This is a genomic window from Nitratireductor sp. GCM10026969, from assembly GCF_042660605.1.
Lineage (GTDB): Bacteria > Pseudomonadota > Alphaproteobacteria > Rhizobiales > Rhizobiaceae > Chelativorans.
Map to the genome: position 1 here is coordinate 1 of NZ_JBHSUM010000092.1, position 15,679 is coordinate 15,679.

General features: G+C 65.3%; 15 protein-coding genes and 2 pseudogenes. 8 read left to right on the forward strand and 9 right to left on the reverse strand.

Annotated features, from left to right (window positions below; genetic code table 11):
- The 8 genes and pseudogenes from ACFP9U_RS16820 to ACFP9U_RS16855 form a co-directional block, all read right to left on the reverse strand.
- Positions 1–182, reverse strand: a pseudogene (locus ACFP9U_RS16820) (sugar kinase); the annotation flags it as partial.
- Complete coding sequence (locus tag ACFP9U_RS16825) at positions 179–1,639, reverse strand: NAD-dependent succinate-semialdehyde dehydrogenase (RefSeq protein ID WP_378623207.1); 1,461 nt, start codon at positions 1,637–1,639, stop codon at positions 179–181. The gene ACFP9U_RS16825 and the pseudogene ACFP9U_RS16820, both read right to left, overlap by 4 nt.
- 15 nt (positions 1,640–1,654) lie before the next feature.
- The gene (locus tag ACFP9U_RS16830) at positions 1,655–2,734 is read right to left on the reverse strand and encodes an ABC transporter ATP-binding protein (RefSeq protein WP_378623209.1); all 1,080 of its coding nucleotides are present in this window, start codon (positions 2,732–2,734) and stop codon (positions 1,655–1,657) included.
- Positions 2,734–3,735, reverse strand: a complete 1,002-nt coding sequence (locus ACFP9U_RS16835) for an alcohol dehydrogenase catalytic domain-containing protein (RefSeq protein WP_378623211.1) — start codon at positions 3,733–3,735, stop codon at positions 2,734–2,736. Before ACFP9U_RS16835 ends, ACFP9U_RS16830 begins: the two co-directional genes overlap by 1 nt.
- 4 nt (positions 3,736–3,739) lie before the next feature.
- Complete coding sequence (locus ACFP9U_RS16840) at positions 3,740–4,567, reverse strand: carbohydrate ABC transporter permease (protein ID WP_378623213.1); 828 nt, start codon at positions 4,565–4,567, stop codon at positions 3,740–3,742.
- A 10-nt stretch (positions 4,568–4,577) separates the two neighbouring features.
- Entirely contained in the window at positions 4,578–5,447 is an 870-nt protein-coding gene (locus ACFP9U_RS16845) for a carbohydrate ABC transporter permease (RefSeq protein ID WP_378623215.1), read from the reverse strand.
- 13 nt (positions 5,448–5,460) lie between these two features.
- Positions 5,461–6,198 carry an SDR family NAD(P)-dependent oxidoreductase gene (locus ACFP9U_RS16850; protein WP_378623217.1) on the reverse strand — a complete coding sequence of 246 codons (738 nt, stop codon included), beginning with the start codon at positions 6,196–6,198 and terminating at the stop codon, positions 5,461–5,463.
- Between the two features lie 59 nt (positions 6,199–6,257).
- Positions 6,258–7,562, reverse strand: a complete 1,305-nt coding sequence (locus tag ACFP9U_RS16855) for an ABC transporter substrate-binding protein (protein WP_378623219.1) — start codon at positions 7,560–7,562, stop codon at positions 6,258–6,260.
- A gap of 209 nt (positions 7,563–7,771) precedes the next feature.
- Between ACFP9U_RS16855 and ACFP9U_RS16860 the strand changes: the two genes are divergently transcribed.
- Both ACFP9U_RS16860 and ACFP9U_RS16865 read left to right on the forward strand, forming a co-directional pair.
- Positions 7,772–8,830 (forward strand): LacI family DNA-binding transcriptional regulator, encoded by a 1,059-nt coding sequence (locus ACFP9U_RS16860; protein ID WP_378623221.1) that lies wholly within the window; start codon positions 7,772–7,774, stop codon positions 8,828–8,830.
- A 12-nt stretch (positions 8,831–8,842) separates the two neighbouring features.
- Positions 8,843–9,976: a mandelate racemase/muconate lactonizing enzyme family protein gene (locus ACFP9U_RS16865; RefSeq protein ID WP_378623223.1), complete on the forward strand. Its 1,134-nt coding sequence runs from the start codon at positions 8,843–8,845 to the stop codon at positions 9,974–9,976.
- A 40-nt stretch (positions 9,977–10,016) separates the two neighbouring features.
- Here ACFP9U_RS16865 and ACFP9U_RS16870 read toward each other — a convergent pair whose 3' ends face one another.
- Complete coding sequence (locus tag ACFP9U_RS16870; RefSeq protein ID WP_378623225.1) at positions 10,017–10,751, reverse strand: GntR family transcriptional regulator; 735 nt, start codon at positions 10,749–10,751, stop codon at positions 10,017–10,019.
- A gap of 129 nt (positions 10,752–10,880) precedes the next feature.
- On the opposite strand from ACFP9U_RS16870, the gene ACFP9U_RS16875 reads away from it, so the two are divergent.
- From ACFP9U_RS16875 to ACFP9U_RS16900, 6 genes and pseudogenes are all read left to right on the forward strand, one after another.
- A complete protein-coding gene (locus ACFP9U_RS16875; RefSeq protein ID WP_322449694.1) occupies positions 10,881–11,168 on the forward strand; it encodes a UxaA family hydrolase in 288 nt (95 codons plus the stop codon).
- Between the two features lie 19 nt (positions 11,169–11,187).
- Positions 11,188–12,369 carry a UxaA family hydrolase gene (locus tag ACFP9U_RS16880; RefSeq protein WP_378623227.1) on the forward strand — a complete coding sequence of 394 codons (1,182 nt, stop codon included), beginning with the start codon at positions 11,188–11,190 and terminating at the stop codon, positions 12,367–12,369.
- 40 nt (positions 12,370–12,409) lie between these two features.
- A complete protein-coding gene (locus tag ACFP9U_RS16885) occupies positions 12,410–13,360 on the forward strand; it encodes a tripartite tricarboxylate transporter substrate binding protein (protein WP_378623229.1) in 951 nt (316 codons plus the stop codon).
- Positions 13,361–13,426: 66 nt separating this feature from the next.
- Positions 13,427–14,947, forward strand: coding sequence for a tripartite tricarboxylate transporter permease (locus tag ACFP9U_RS16890; protein ID WP_378623231.1), 1,521 nt, complete (start codon positions 13,427–13,429; stop codon positions 14,945–14,947).
- On the forward strand, positions 14,944–15,441 hold the full coding sequence (locus ACFP9U_RS16895) for a tripartite tricarboxylate transporter TctB family protein (protein ID WP_378623233.1): 498 nt from the start codon (positions 14,944–14,946) through the stop codon (positions 15,439–15,441). Before ACFP9U_RS16890 ends, ACFP9U_RS16895 begins: the two co-directional genes overlap by 4 nt.
- A gap of 15 nt (positions 15,442–15,456) precedes the next feature.
- A pseudogene (locus ACFP9U_RS16900) lies at positions 15,457–15,679 on the forward strand (3-phosphoglycerate dehydrogenase); the annotation flags it as partial.

A 15,679-nucleotide genomic window follows, 5' to 3' on the forward strand; every position in this document is an offset into this window, starting at 1 on the left:
GCCGCCGTGACGGCGGCCGTCGCCGCCATGCCGCCGCCGATCGTCGCGAATTCGGACGCACGCACCTTGTCGCCGGCCGGGCCGGCAAAGCGGTCGACCGTCCAGATATAGTCGAGCGCCGACAGGCCGAGGCAGACGAGGTCGGGGGTGCTTTCGCACCATTGGGGCGGAAAGCGGGTCATAGGCCGGCAACGCAGATATATTTGATCTCGAGATAGTCCTCGATCCCGTATTTGGAGCCTTCTCGGCCGAGACCCGACTGCTTGTAGCCTCCGAACGGCGCCATCTCGTTGGCGATCAGGCCGGAATTGACGCCGACAATGCCGCATTCGAGCGCTTCGGCCACGCGGAACATGCGGGCAAGATCGCGCGTGTAGAAGTAGCCGGCCAGGCCGAATTCCGTATCGTTCGCCTTCTCGACGACGTCGGCCTCGTCGCTGAAGGGAATGATCGGGGCGAGTGGCGCGAACGTTTCTTCGCATGCCACCAGCATCTCCTGGGAGACGTTGGTGATCACGGTGGGCTCGAAAAAGGTGCCGCCGCTTACGTGTCGCTTGCCGCCGAGGAGAAGCTGCGCGCCCTTGTCGAGCGCGTCCCTGACATGCTCCTCCATCTTGCGCGCCGCCGGCTCGTCGATCAGCGGACCCTGCTCCACGCCTTCGGCATCGCCGCGGCCCACCTTCAGCCGCGCCGCCGCTTCGGCGAGCTTGCCGGCGAACGCGTCGGCGAGGCTTTCGTGCACATAGATCCGGTTCGCGCATACGCAGGTCTGCCCGGAATTGCGGAATTTCGCGATCATGGCGCCGGCGACCGCGGCATCCAGGTCCGCATCCTCGAAGACGATGAAGGGGGCGTTGCCGCCGAGCTCCAGCGACAGGCGCTTGATGTCATCCGCGCTTTCGCGGATGAGCCAGCGGCCCACCTCCGTCGAGCCGGTGAAGCTGATCTTGGCGACCTTGCGGTTCTTGCAGAATTCAGTGCCGATTTCGCGCGCCTTGCCCGTCACGACCTGGAAGACGCCCGCCGGAATGCCGGCGCGTTCGGCAAGCACGCCGAGCGCAAGTGCCGAAAGCGGCGTCTGGGAGGCCGGCTTGACGATGATCGGGCAGCCTGCCGCAAGCGCCGGCCCGGCCTTGCGGGTGATCATGCCGTTGGGAAAGTTCCAGGGCGTGATCGCCGCGCAGACGCCGACCGGCTGCTTGATGACGAGCACGCGCCGGTCGGCTCCCGGCGGCGGGACGATGTCGCCGTAGACGCGCTTGGCCTCCTCGGCGAACCATTCCAGATAGGCGGCGTTGGCGACGATTTCCCCCTTGGCCTCGGCGAGCGGCTTGCCCTGCTCGGCAGTCAGAATGCGCGCCAGGTCGTCGGCGTTCTGAAGGATCAGTTCGTACCAGCGGCGCAGAAGCGCGGCGCGTTCTTTCGCGGTCCTTGCGGCCCATTCGCGACGGACCGCATGGGCCGCGTTGACGGCCCGGCGGACCGCCTCCGTGCCGAGGCTCGGCACGGTCGCAACCAGCGTGCCGTCGGCAGGGTTCGTCACGGCGATGCCGGTGTCGCCCTCCGGCTGGATCCACTCGCCCGCCACCGGGCACGCATTGGTGAGGAGGCTCTTGTCGGTCAGTCCGAGATCGCTCATCGATGGTCCTTCGTGTCAGCGGATGGCTTCGCCGGTCTCCGGCGCGAACAGATGCGTCTTGTTGGGGGCGGGGATCAGCGGAAGCGTATCGCCGGGCTTCGGCCGCAGATCGGGAGAGACGCGGGCGATCGCGTCGATGCCGCCGGCCTTGAAGTGAACCAGCGTGTCGGAGCCCAGCGGCTCGACAAGGCTCACCTGCGCCTTCAAGGCGGTCGGGTCGTCGGGCCTGAACAGGAAGTGCTCCGGGCGCACGCCGAGCATCAGCGCTTCGCCGTCCTTCATGCCGCCTGGGCGCTCGTCGAACAGGCGTGCCGCCTGGAAAGCCCCTCCATCCTCAAGGTGGATTTCGCTGTCGGAAACACGCGCCGGGATGAAGTTCATCGAAGGCGAGCCGATGAAGCCGGCGACGAACAGGTTGGCCGGCTTTTCGTAGACCTCCTCGGGGCTGCCCACCTGCTGGATCACGCCGGACTTCATCACGACGATGCGGTCGGCCATCGTCATCGCCTCGATCTGGTCGTGGGTGACGAACACCATCGTGGTGCGCAACTGCTGCGACAGCGCCTTGATCTCGGCGCGCACCTGCGCGCGCAGCTTGGCATCCAGGTTCGACAGGGGCTCGTCGAAGAGGAAGACCTTGGGGTCGCGCACGATCGCGCGTCCCATCGCCACCCGCTGGCGCTGGCCGCCCGAAAGCGCCTTCGGCCGGCGGTCGAGCAGGCCGTCGATGTGCAGGAGCGTGGCCGCCTTCTGCACGCGCTCCTCTATCTCGGCCTTGCCCATGCCGCGCATTTCGAGCGCGAAGGCCATGTTCTGCCGCACGGTCATGTGCGGATAGAGGGCATAGTCCTGGAACACCATGGCAATATCGCGCTTAGCGGCGGGCACGGTGTTGACGCGTTCATCGCCGATGTGGACGTCGCCTTCGTTCACCGACTCCAGCCCGGCAAGGATGCGCAGCAGGGTGGACTTGCCGCAGCCGGACGGGCCGACCAGAACCACGAATTCATGGTCGGGAATGTCGAGGCTCAGATCGGGAATGACGGTCACGTTGCCGAAGCGCTTGACCAGGTTCCGGATGCGTATGGAAGCCATCAGCGGGTCTCCTCGAAAGCGAGAACGGGCTTGATCGAGCGGCCGCGGGCGAAATGCGCGAAGCGCTCCGGCAGGGCCTCGAGGCCGAACCGCTCGTCCACCAGGCGGGCATACCGCTTCTTGTTGGCGCGCAGGAGTTCAAGGTTCGCCGGGAACTCCCGCTTGGGGAAATAGAAGGTCCTGAGCATCATGAAATCCTTGCGCCGGAACACCTTGTCTTCCGTGATGGTCCAGGGTTCGGCGTTCTCGCCCACAAGCACGATCACGCCCTTGGGCAGGACGAGTTCGATAGCGAGATTGCGCGCGGCGTGCGCGCCCGAGCACTCGACGATCATGGCAAAGCGCTTTTCGCGGCTTCCCACGGGATGCGCGACGGCACCGAAGCCGGTAGCGATCGCCAGCCGCTCCTCGTTGGGGTCGGAGACAAAGACATTGGCGAAGCCAAGCGCCTTCAGCGCCAGGATGACGCCGAGGCCGACGGGACCGGCGCCGGTCACCAGAACGTCCGGGTTCTTCTCGGCCGGCACGATGCGGCGCGCCTCCCTGACGGCATGGGCGGACGTGCCGATCGTGTCGAGAAGCAGCGGTCCCAGATCGTCCTCGATGTCGTCGGGAACCGGCAGCAGGCAATTGTCGGGCACGGCCACATATTCGCAGTAGCCGCCGTCCCGGTTCCAGCCGATGAGCGAGGAGACCGTGAGACACATTTGCGTATCGCCCGTCCGGCAGGCTGCGCACGCGCCGCAATGGAGCGGGATGTAGACGGCGCAGCGCTTGCCGTCCATGGCGTGGCCGGGGTGTTCGACGCGCCCGAAGATCTCGTGGCCGGCAATGTGTTCGGCACCCTTGTGCCACAACTTGAAGTCGGAGCCGCAGAGCGCGGTGCGCAAGATCCGCACCAGCGACTCACCCTCTGCCGGCACGGGCATGGGCCTTTCTTCTATCGTGATCCGGTCGTCGCCGCGGAAATCGGCTATGCGCATGGTCGGTGCATTCGGCATGACATCACCCTTTGACGGCGCCCAGCGTCAGGCCCGAGACGAGCCAGCGCTGGACGATGACGGCGAGGACGAGGGGCGGCAGGGCGATCATCGTGGCCGCGGCCATGAGCGCCCCCCAGTTGGTCGATCCCTCGCCGATGAAGTTGAAGGAAGCGGCGATCAGCGTCTTCGTGTCGGAGTTGGACAGCACGAGCGCGAAGAGGAAGTAGTTCCAGGAAAACACGAAGGCGAGAATGGCCGAGACGGAAAGGCCGGCACTCACGAGCGGCAGGGCGATGCGGTAGAAGACGCGGAATGTCGAGCAGCCGTCCACCTGCGCGGCCTCGAAGATGCTGCGCGGGATGTTGTCGAAGAAGGGCATGAGCACCCAGATGACGATCGGCATGGTGATGACCGCGTGGGTGAGGATCAGCGCCCAATAGCTGCCGATCATGTCGACCTGGCGGAACATCACGTACCACGGCAGGAGAAACAGCGTGCCCGGCGCCATGCGCGCCACCAGCGTCACGATGGCCGGCCAGGTGATCCGGGTCCACGAGACCACGAAGGCCGCCGGCGCGCCGAACAGGAGGCCGAGCGCTGTCGAAGCGGAGGTGACGATCACGCTGTTGATGCCGTACTGGACGAAAGGCGTCGTCTCCGACAGCGAGACATAGTTCGAAAAGGTCGGCGTGAAGAACAGCGTCGGCGGATAGGCCGTCACCTCGTGCGAGTACTTGAAGGACGACATCACCATCCACAGCGTGGGCGCGACGACGATGATGCCGGCCAGCACCAGGAGCACCGCATTGAGATAGCCCAGCCAGCGGTCGGCGGAAGCAGTGGTGTTCATGTCCGTCCTCCTACCAGGCGACCGCGTTGCGGAGCCGGTTGAGCGCCAGCACCACGCCGAGCACCATGACCGACAGCGTGATCATCAGCGCCCCGGCATAGCCGAGCTGGAAGAACTCGAAGCCGGTCCTGAAGCCGTAGATGTTGAGTGTCGTCGAGGCATTGGCCGGGCCCCCTTGTGTGGTGATGTAGATGAGATCGAAGAAACGCAGGAGATCGACGCTGCGCAGCACCATCGCCGTCACCAGTGTCGGCAGGAGGAGCGGCAGCGTGATGCGGAAAAGCGTCTTCGTGCGGGACGCGCCGTCGATCTCGGCGGCCTCGTAGACGCTGGGCGGCAGCGATTGCAGCCCGCCGAGCACGATCAGCGCCACGTAAGGTGTCCACTGCCAGGTGTCGACGAGCGCCAGCGTGGGGATAACCAGGGCAGGGGAGGCGAGCCAGTTCGACGGCGGCAGGCCGAGCGAGGTGAGGATGTAGTTGGCCGCACCCAGCGAGGGATCGAGGATGATCAGCCACATCATGCCCGCCACCACCGGCGGCAGCATGAAGGGCGATATGAAGAGCGAACGGATGATGCCCGGCAGCCTGCGCGCCCGGAAAAGAAGCAGCGCCAGCGCGGTGCCGCAGACGAGTTGCAGCGTCAAGGACAGGACGTAGAGATAGATCGTGATCCACAGGCCGTTCCAGAACTGCGCGTCGTTGACCATGCGCACATAGTTCGCCGGGCCGTCGAAGCGTAACATGCCGGTGGCCGAGACCGCCTGGAAGCTGATCCAGATCGTGTAGCAGAACGGGAAGGCGATCATTGCGACGGTGAAAATGACCGACGGTGCGGAAAGCGCGGCGAGCTGAGCCTTCTGAGAGTTCGACGTGGCCATCAGGCGCTCCGGTTCAACCTGCGAGATAACCGCCATCGACGGCGAAGACGCTGCCGGTGACGTAGGAAGAGGCAGGCATGGCGAGATAGGCGACCGTGCCCGCCAGATCCTCCGGCTGCCCCCAGCGCTTCAGGGCCGTGCGCTCGGCGATCCGCTCGTAGTGCACCCTGTCCTTGCGGCCTTCGGCGTTGATCGCGGTTTCGATGTAGCCGGGGGCCACCGCGTTGACGCGGATGCCTTCCGCGGCCCAGGCATGGGCAAGCGACTTGGTGAGCATCACGACGCCGGCCTTGCTCGCGCAATAGGCGGGAATGCGCGGCAGCGCGGTGAAGGCGTTCATGGAAGCGATGTTGATGACGGCCCCCTTTCTGGCCGCAAGGGCGGCGCGGAAGGCGAGACATGTGCTGAAGGTGCCGGTCAGATTGACCTCGATCACCTTGCGGAAGGTCTCGCGGTCATATTCCTCGTCCCGCCGCAGAATACCAGCGCAGTTGACGAGCGCATCGATCGCGTCGAAGCGGCCGGCATAGCGGCAGACCGCCTCGTCGTCCGTGACGTCGAGACATTCGCATGACAGGTTCGGGTGCCCGTCCGGCGCAAGGCGGGCGATTTCGTCCCCGCTCACACCGGTCGCGCTCACCTCCGCGCCGAGGTCGAGGAACAGCCGGACGATGGCCGTTCCGATACCGCCGGCGCCGCCGATCACGACGGCGCGGAATCCCGGCGTCAATGCGAATCGATTGCTGGGCATTCGGGCAAATCCGAATTGGGGCCGCCCGTGCCAGGGCGGCCCGTTGCACGGGGTTACGGCTACTCGCGCGCGATCAGCGCGTTGAGCTCCTCGTCGGCGGCAGCGCAGGCCTCTTCGACCGTGCTCGTGCCGAGGAGGACGGCATTGACCGCCTGGCCGATATATTCACGCGATTCCGGGTTCTGGACAATCGGATAGCCGACCTCCGAGGTGCCCTTGTCGGCAAGATGTTCGAGAGCCGCCTGCCACTCCTGGCGCACCGGCTGCTCTTCGAGCCAGGCCTGGTAGTCGGGGTCGGAGGCAACGGCGTTGCGTGGCGGGGCGATGCCTTCGAGCGCCAGTTTCGCCTGCATTTCGGGGCTGCTCGCCCACTGGACGAAATACCACGCCGCTTCCGGATTGGAACTGAACTGCGAGACGGCCAGCGCCCAGCCGATGGTCGTGGGATGCGAACCGCCGTCGCCGGGCGGCAGCGGCACGATCGCCGTGTCTTCGAGACGCGCACCGCCCTCCATCACGGCGGGGAACTCGTTCGAGGACTGGAACGACATGGCCGAGCGGCCCTCGCGGTAGAGCGAGGTGAGCTGATAGAAGGAGTAGTTGACCACGCCGGGCGGGCCGTAATCCTTCAACAGCGAGGCATAGAGCGAAATCGCCGCCTTGCCCTCTTCGGAGCACAGGTTCGACTTCCCGTCCGCCATGTAGCTTCCGCCCATGTTGTGGAGGACGTTGCTGAAGGTGTAGGGGAGCGCCGGCGCCAGACCTCGCGAAGCGAAGGCGGTCATGTCGGGCTTGCACTCCTCGACCTGCGCCGCGACCTCGGATATCCCCGACAGATTTTCGGGGGGATTGAGGCCGCACTCCTCGAACACGTCGGTGCGGTAGTAAAGCAGCGGCCCTTCGATGTTCAGGGGAACGCCCGTCAGCGCGCCGTCGAAGGTGGCCGCTTCCACGAGCGCGGGGCTGAAGCCCGCGAAATCGTACTCCGGCGCGGCGCTTTCCTGGGCGTAGGGCAGAAGGTCCTCGTACCAGCCCGCGGCGGCGAATTGCATGCCTTCGCGGGACGGCAGGGTCATGAAGATATCCACCTCGTCGCTGCGCGCGTTCATGACGGTCAGCAGGCGCTGCCGCATCTGCTGCTCCTGATAGGTATCGACGCGCAGCGTGATGCCCGTCAGCGCCTCGAACGCGTCCTTGTGTTTCAGGACGGCCGTCGCCCACGGGTTGTTGTTGGCGAGAAAGGTGACCGTCTCGCCTTCATGCGCTTTCCAGTCGAAGTCCTGCGCCATGGCGGCGGTGCCCCAGGCAGCGGACAGCAGCAGCGCCGCGGCGAGTGCCGGCAGTGGTTTCAGTGGTGATCGCACGATGAATCCTCCCTGGTCTGGATCCGCGACCTGCAAGGGCAGCGCGGAACAGTGAGTGATTTCACTGTAACCGGTTACATATCCTTCATGCCCAGCCATGTCAATCCGGAGCGGGCAAGTGCATACGTGCCGCGCTGAAAGCCGCAGAATGATTGCATTTCTGGTCAAGTTGTTGCACAAGGTCGTATGTGTATCGTGCTTGAATCAACATGAAACCGATTTCTGAAAAGCCGACAACCACGCTTCTCAAAGAGGCGAAATCCGTAGGAATCCGCGAAGTGGCGAAGCGGGCGGGTGTCTCGACCGCCACCGTTTCCCGGGCTCTCAACAACCCTGAGTCGGTGAGCACCGGGCTTCGCGCGCGCATCAACACGGTGATCGACGAAATCGGTTACATCCCCGATGCTTCCGCCCGCGCGCTCTCCAGCCGGCGGACGCGCACGATCGGCGCCATCGTGCCGACCATCGACAACGCCATGTTCGCGCGCGGCCTGCAGGCGTTGCAATCCTATCTTGCCACGCAGGACTATCTGCTTCTGCTTTCCACCAACGAGTACGATCTCGACATCGAGCTCAAGCAGGCGCGCAACCTCGTCAGCCGCGGCATCGACGGGCTCATTCTGCGCGGGGACAAGCGGCACGAGGAGCTTCGCAGGCTCCTTCTGTCGCAGAAGATTCCCTTCGTGAATGTCGGCGTCTACGAGCCGGACAAGCCCTATCCCAGTGTCGGGGTGGACAATGCGGCAGCGGGGCGGCGCATCACGCAGCACCTGATGGAACTCGGGCACAGACGCGTGGGCATCGTCGCCGCGATGCAGAGGAACAACGACCGTGCGCAGGCGCGCCTAGCCGGCGTTCTCCAGGTTCTGGAGGAGCACGGCAGCGCACCGCCCGAGCGCTGGATGGTCCAGGTCAACTACAATCTCGACGATGCGCGCCAGGCGGCACGCTACATCCTGGCGGACGGCGACCGTCCGACGGCACTGGTCTGCGGCAACGACGTCATCGCCTATGGCGTGATGCTGGAGGCCCAGAAGCTCGGCATCGCCGTGCCGCGGCAGCTTTCCGTGGTTGGCTTCGACGATCTCGAATGGAGCCGGCATCTGCAGCCCAGCCTGACGACGATCCACATGCCGACCGACGAGATCTGGGTCAAGGCCGGCGAGTATCTGGTCGAGCATCTCGTGGGTGCGTCGGGGATCATGCATCGCGAGATCGACTTCTCGCTGGTGGTCCGCGAATCCACCGCCCCGCCGGCCGGAAGCTGAGGCGCGTCGGCCATGGACCTATCCTTCGAAATCGCCGAGATCACGCCGCATGTCTTTCGGGTGCCGATCGAAACACCCGTGGTGACTTCCTTCGGGGAAATGCGGGACCGCCCGGCTCTTTTCATCGCGGTGCGGGGCTCCGACGGCGCGGAAGGCTGGGGCGAGGTGTGGAGCAATTTTCCGTCCGTCGGCGCCGAACATCGTGCCCGGCTGGTCCGGACGGTGCTGGCACCCTTGTGCAAGTCCAGGCGCTTCGATCATCCCTCCGAAGCCTTCCGCTTCCTCACCACCGCGACGGAAGTACTCGCCATTCAGAGCGGCGAGCCCGGCCCCATAGCGCAGGCGATTGCCGGTCTCGACATTGCGCTGTGGGATCTGGTTGCCAGACGGGCGCGCAAGCCGCTCTACCGGATGTTTCGCGACGAAGAGGTCGGGGCGGTACCGGCTTACGCCAGCGGCCTCAACGCAGACCGGCCGGAAGTTCTCGCGCAGGAAAAGCATGCGGAAGGCTATTGCCGGTTCAAGCTCAAGGTCGGTTTCGGGCGGGAGCGCGACGTGCGCAATCTGCGAGTGTTGCGGCAGGCGTTCGGGCCGGAGACCCCGATCATGGTCGACGCCAACCAGGCATGGAGCCTCGAAGAGGCGGCCGCGATGAGCGCCGCCCTTGCGCCGCATGGGCCGGCCTGGCTCGAAGAGCCGCTGCGCGCCGACGCCCCGCTTTCGGACTGGCAGAAGCTGACGCGCACGTCGCCCATTCCCGTCGCCCTGGGCGAGAATCTGCGCGGGGATGCGGCTTTCACGGAAATGATGGAGTCGGCCGGCATCGCCGTCCTGCAACCCGATATCGGCAAGTGGGGCGGCTTCAGCCGGTGTGTGGCAATCGGCCGCCGGGCACTGGAGCACGGGATCGGCCTGTGCCCGCATTGGCTCGGCGGTGGGGTCGGCCTCATGGCCTCTCTGCATTTCCTGGCCGCGGTCGGCGGCGACGGGGTGCTGGAAGTCGATTCGAACCCGAATCCCCTGCGCGACCGCTACATTCTCGGTTTCCCCGAGATTGCGGCCGGAAACATGCACGTCCCACCCGGTCCCGGCCTGGGCGTGGTGCCCGATCTGGATGCGCTTTCGCGCTACCGGGTCGCTTTGTAGCGCCGCGGCCGGGCACGCGTCTCGCCCGGATCGCTTCGCCCTATCTCAGATGGGCGAGATAATGCGCCCGTTCTGTCAGGCAGCGGGAGACGCGCAATTCGACCGGCTCCTGCGCCAGGTCGAGGGCGGTGCGCGAGATGTGGAGCAGCGGCGTACCGGGGGCGCAGTCGAGCACACGCGCGTCCCGCGCGCTTGCACCGACGGCTTTCAGCTTCTCGGCGGCGCCGGCGATGGTGATGCCCCAGCGCTGTGAATAGAGGCGGTAGACGTTGTTGGGAATTTCCGTCAGTGCCTCGAAGCCCGGGAATCGGGCGGCGGGCAGGGTGACCGTTTCGACGAGGAGCGGAGCCCCCTCGAGTGTGCGCAGGCGTTCGATCCGCCAGACCTCCGCGCCGGCCGGGATCTTGAGCCTCTCGGCCTCCTCCCTGCTCGCGCTGGCTTGTTTCGAGCGCAGCACGCGCGAGTCGGGAAAGGAGCGCTCGCCGCTGTCGGGGACGAGGCGGAAGAACTGGAACAGGATGCGGCTTTCCTCCGGCTCGGCCACATAGGTGCCGCGCCCCTGGCGGCGGATGAGCAGGTTTTCACCCGTCATGGCGTCGAGCGCCTTGCGCACCGTGCCCTGGCTGACGCCGAGCTCGCGCGCCAGCTCCATCTCCGAGGGAATGATCTGGCCGGGCTGCCAGCTCCCCTCGATGAGGCGCCGGACAAGGCTTTCCTTCACCTGGAGATAAAGGGGCCTGAACCCGAAAGCTCTGGCTTGTGTGACCTCGGTCATGGGCGTCGCGATCCTGCTGGGGACGAAAACGTTCCGGGTCTTTTTATCGTCCGGTGATTGACATGGCTATAGGCCTATGACTTATATCTTATATAAGACCTTTTATATAAGATAGAGGCGAGAGCGAAAATGCAAAGTCCGCACCTTCTCGTGCATGATCACAAGGACAATGTCGGCGTCGTCGTCGTGGAGGGCCTTACGGGGGGCACGGACATGCTGTGCGTCGTCACCGCCGACAATTCAAGCTTCAAGCTCACGGCCAGGGCCGACGTGCCGATCGGCCACAAGGTGGCGCTGAAGGATCTGAAAGAGGGCGACACGGCGATCAAATACGGCGAAGATATCGGAAAGTTTGTCGCCGACGTCGAAAAGGGCGGACACGTGCACGTCCACAATCTCAAGACCAAGCGCTGGTAAGCCGGGAAGGGCAGCTCCGATGGCATCCAAGTACTCCAATCTCACCTTCAAGGGCTATCGCCGCGACAACGACCGTGTCGGCGTGCGCAACCACGTGGTCATCCTGCCGGTCGACGACATCTCCAACGCGGCTTGCGAGGCGGTCGCCAACAACATCAAGGGCACGCTCGCCCTGCCGCACGCCTATGGGCGTCTGCAGTTCGGCGCCGACCTGGACCTGCATTTCCGCACGATGATCGGCACCGGTGCGAACCCCAACGTCGCCGCCGTCGTGGTCATCGGCATCGAGCCCGGATGGACGCAGAAGATCGTCGACGGCATAGCCGAGACCGGAAAGCCCGTCGCGGGCTTCTCGATCGAGCAGAACGGCGATCACAAGACCATCATGGACGCTTCCCGCAGGGCGAAGGAGTTCGTCCACTACGCCACCGAGCTGCAGCGGGAGGAGTGCTCCGTGTCCGAGTTGTGGGTCTCCACCAAGTGCGGCGAAAGCGACACCACCACCGGATTGGGTTCCTGCCCGACCGTGGGCAATATGTACGACAAGCTTCTGCCGGAAGGCATCTATGGATGCTTCGGCGAGACCTCGGAGATCACCGGTGCCGAGCACATCGCCAAGGCGCGCGCCATCAATCCGGAGGTCGGCGAGCGCTGGTACAGGATGTGGAAGGCGTACCAGGACGAGGTGATCGAAGCGCACAAGACCAACGATCTTTCCGAGAGCCAGCCGACCAAGGGCAACATCGAAGGCGGCCTGACGACGATCGAGGAGAAGGCGCTCGGCAATCTGGAGAAGATCGGCCGCACCTCGCGCTATATCGATATTCTCGAGCCGGCCGAGGCGCCGAAGTCGGGAGCGGGCCTTTATTTCATGGACTCGTCTTCCGCCGCGGCCGAATGCGTCACCCTGATGGCGGCGGGCGGCTATGTGGTCCACACCTTCCCCACCGGCCAGGGCAACGTCATCGGCAATCCGATCGTCCCGGTCATCAAGATTTCCGCCAATCCGCGCACTGTCCGCACCATGGGCGAGCACATCGATGTCGATGTGTCCGGAATCCTGCGCCGCGAGATGACGCTCGACGATGCCGGCGACGCGCTGATCGACATGATCGTGCGCACGGCGAGCGGCCGCAACACGGCGGCCGAGGCGCTCGGCCATCGCGAATTCGTCATGACGAAGCTTTACCGCAGCGCCTGATCGAGGCGCTGCAAAAAGACGCCAAACAAGGGAGGACGTTATGGTGTTCAGGAAAGTCAGCCTCTGGGCCGCTGCCGCGGCCTTCACCTTCTTGTCGGGAGCCGCCATGGCATTCCCGGACAAGCCGGTGAACTACATCATCCCATTCAATCCGGGCGGTGAAAGCGACGTCTCCGCCCGTCTCCAGCAGCCCTTCTTCAAAAAGGTCACCGGACAGGACGTGATCATCCAGTATCAGGCGGGGGCCGGCGGCGCCCAGGCCTGGTCCGTGCTCAACGACCAGCCGGGCGACGGCCACACCATTATGGGCACCAACCTGCCGCATATCGTGTTGCAGCCGCTGATCCAGGATCCGGGCTACGAGACCGACGACCTCACCAACGTCTACATGTTCCACTTCACGCCGGACGCGCTGATCGTGCGCGCCGACAGCGAGTTCGAGACCGTCGAGCAGGTGATCGACGCGGCCAAGGAGGCGCCGGGGCAGCTTCTGGCGGGCGGCTCGGCCACCAACTCCGCCAACCACATCGCCAACCAGCTCTTCGCCAACGAGACGGGCGCCGAACTGACCTACATCCCGTTCACCGGCACCGGCGCCAGCGTTCCCGCGCTGCTTGGCGGCGAGGTCAACGTGCTGTGGGGCTACACCACCATCGCCGCCGGCCAGGGCGACGAAGTGCGCATGCTGGCCGTCGCCCAGGAGGAGCGCCATCCGCTTTTCCCCGACGTGCCCACCTTCAAGGAACTCGGCATCGACATGGTGGGCGGCGCCTATCGCGGCATCGCCGTGCCGAAGTCGACACCGGAGGACATCCGCAAGGAGCTTTCCGACATCATCGGCAAGATCAACGCCGATCCGGAGTTCATCGAGAAGATGGAGGCGGCCGGTTTCGCCATGCTGGACGTGCCTTACGAGGAGATGGACACCTTCATGGCGGAGCGGAAGAAGACCTACGAAGAGATCGCCAAACAACTCGAAGCCGCCCAGTAGCGTAAATTATTAGCCGGCCGCCGGTGGTATGCCCCCGGCGGCCGTCCGCAATCAGGGAGCCAGGCCATGGAGATCGATTTCGGCTTCATCCTCGCCCAGGCCTTCAGCCCGTTCAATCTCGCGCTTGCGCTTGCCGGCGTGGTGCTGGGCACGGTCATCGGCGCGCTTCCCGGGCTTTCGGCCACCATGGCGATCGCCGTGCTCGTGCCCTTCACCTTCACCATGGACCCGGCCTCCGGCCTCATCATGCTGGGTGCCATCTACACCGGGGCGATCTATGGCGGCGCCTATGCGGCGATCCTCGTCAACACCCCCGGCACTCCATCGGCCATCGCCACCACCTTCGACGGCTATCCGATGGCCAAGAGCGGCAACGGCGACCTGGCCATGACGCTCGCGACACTGGCCAGCGTCACCGGCGGCCTGGTCGGTGCCGTGCTTCTGATGACGCTGGCGCCAGTCCTGGCGCAGGTGGCGCTCGCCTTTCATTCGAGCGAATATTTCTGGCTGGCGATCCTCGGCCTCACCCTGGTCGCGAGCCTGTCGAGCGGCAATGTGCTGAAGGGCCTGATCGGCGCCAGCTTCGGTCTCGTCCTGTCGATGATCGGCGTGGCCGTCATCGGTGGCGACACGCGCTACACCTTCGGCTCTTCCGTCCTGCTCGGCGGCATCGACATCGTCTCGGCCCTCATCGGCCTTTATTGCATCCCGGTGCTGATCGACATGGTGGCCCGGCCGGACCGGCACCTCGAGCCGGCTCCTCTCGGTCGCGGTATCCGCTTCTTCGAGTCGCTCGGCCATTGCGCCACGAACGCCTTCAATCTCGCCCGCTCTTCGATCATCGGCACTCTGGTGGGCATCCTGCCGGGCGCGGGCGGCTCCATCGCCTCGCTGGTCTCCTATTCGGAGGCGCGCCGCGCGAGCCGCCATCCGGAACGTTTCGGCAAGGGTGAGCCGGGCGGGCTGCTCGCCACCGAAAGCGCCAACAACGCCACGGTGGGCGGCGGCTTCATTCCCACCCTCGTGCTCGGCATTCCGGGCACGCCGCCCGATGCCGTCATCCTCGGCGCGCTCCTGGTGCAGGGCATCCGCATCGGCCCCGAGCTCTTCACCCAGCAAAGCGGCATCGTCTATGTCTTCATGTTCGGGCTGTTGATCGCCACGCTCATGATGCTGCCCGTGGGGCTCCTGATCGGGCGCTACGCCTACCGCTTCATCGTCAATACGCCCAAGGCGCTGCTGGTGCCGCTCATCGCCTACATGACGGTGGTCGGCAGCTATGCCATCCACGCCAATCCCCACGACGTGGCGATCATGGTCATCATGGGCGTCGTCGGCTGGCTGCTGGGGCTCGCCGGCTACGGGCCGTCGCCGATCGTGCTCGGCCTCGTCCTCGGGCAAATCGCCGAGCAGGGCTTCATGCGCGCCTATCTGATCGGCAGGGCGCAGGACAATTTCGGCGGCCAGCTCCTTTTCGACCGGCCGATCAGCTGGGGCATCGTCGCCCTGATCCTGATCACCCTTTGCGTGCCGCTCGTCAGGCAGCTGCGCGCCGGCGCCCGCAAGCCGAAGGAGGCCGGTCCGTGAGCCAGAATTCCGAACCGGCCGTGCGGGGCGGGCGGGACTGGGCCGGTGCCGCCGGCTCCGTCCTGTTCGCCGGTGTCGGCGCTTATGTGTTCCTCACCAGCTTCGCCATGTCGCCGATGGCTGCCATGTTCCCGCGCACGATCGGCGCGGCGATGGCAGTCCTTTCCGTCCTGCAGGTCGTGGCCTCCCTGACCGGCCGCAGCGGCAGATCGCTGGAGGCGGGCGACGGCGTGCGCGCGCAGGCCGACGGGCTAGGCCGGCGCCTCTCTCTCGTCGCCATCATGGTTGGCTGGGCGTTCCTGTTTCCCGTGATCGGGATCTTCGTAACCAGTTTCCTGGCCTGCATCGGCCTCATGTTCACCGGCACCTTTGGGCGTCCGACGTCCCTGCGCCTGTCGATCTATCTGGCCGTGGTCTTCGTCATGGTGGTCTTCTTCTACCTTCTCATGTCCAACGTGCTGAACATTCCCATGCCACGCGGTTTGACCTTCTAAGGAAACACGATTCACATGCCCGATATCGTCATCAGCGAGTTCATGGACGAAGCCGCCGTCGCGCGCCTGCGCGAGAACTTCGACACGCTCTATGACCCGTCGCTCGTGGACCGGCCGGCGGATCTGGCGGACGCCCTGCAGAAGGCGCGCGCGCTCCTCGTGCGCAATCGCACGCAAGTGAGGGCGCCCCTGCTGGATGCCGCGCCGGCGCTCGAGTGCATCGGCCGCCTCGGCGTCG

What these genes read in the sequence shown, in the direction of transcription:
- ACFP9U_RS16840 (WP_378623213.1), bottom strand. Translation starts at nt 4,567, where the DNA reads ATGAACACCACTGCTTCCGCCGACCGCTGGCTGGGCTATCTCAATGCG.
- ACFP9U_RS16865 (WP_378623223.1), top strand. Translation starts at nt 8,843, where the DNA reads ATGGACCTATCCTTCGAAATCGCCGAGATCACGCCGCATGTCTTTCGG.
- ACFP9U_RS16835 (WP_378623211.1), bottom strand. Translation starts at nt 3,735, where the DNA reads ATGCCGAATGCACCGACCATGCGCATAGCCGATTTCCGCGGCGACGAC.
- ACFP9U_RS16830 (WP_378623209.1), bottom strand. Translation starts at nt 2,734, where the DNA reads ATGGCTTCCATACGCATCCGGAACCTGGTCAAGCGCTTCGGCAACGTG.
- ACFP9U_RS16850 (WP_378623217.1), bottom strand. Translation starts at nt 6,198, where the DNA reads ATGCCCAGCAATCGATTCGCATTGACGCCGGGATTCCGCGCCGTCGTG.
- ACFP9U_RS16890 (WP_378623231.1), top strand. Translation starts at nt 13,427, where the DNA reads ATGGAGATCGATTTCGGCTTCATCCTCGCCCAGGCCTTCAGCCCGTTC.
- ACFP9U_RS16870 (WP_378623225.1), bottom strand. Translation starts at nt 10,751, where the DNA reads ATGACCGAGGTCACACAAGCCAGAGCTTTCGGGTTCAGGCCCCTTTAT.
- ACFP9U_RS16885 (WP_378623229.1), top strand. Translation starts at nt 12,410, where the DNA reads ATGGTGTTCAGGAAAGTCAGCCTCTGGGCCGCTGCCGCGGCCTTCACC.
- ACFP9U_RS16875 (WP_322449694.1), top strand. Translation starts at nt 10,881, where the DNA reads ATGCAAAGTCCGCACCTTCTCGTGCATGATCACAAGGACAATGTCGGC.
- ACFP9U_RS16880 (WP_378623227.1), top strand. Translation starts at nt 11,188, where the DNA reads ATGGCATCCAAGTACTCCAATCTCACCTTCAAGGGCTATCGCCGCGAC.
- ACFP9U_RS16860 (WP_378623221.1), top strand. Translation starts at nt 7,772, where the DNA reads ATGAAACCGATTTCTGAAAAGCCGACAACCACGCTTCTCAAAGAGGCG.
- ACFP9U_RS16825 (WP_378623207.1), bottom strand. Translation starts at nt 1,639, where the DNA reads ATGAGCGATCTCGGACTGACCGACAAGAGCCTCCTCACCAATGCGTGC.
- ACFP9U_RS16845 (WP_378623215.1), bottom strand. Translation starts at nt 5,447, where the DNA reads ATGGCCACGTCGAACTCTCAGAAGGCTCAGCTCGCCGCGCTTTCCGCA.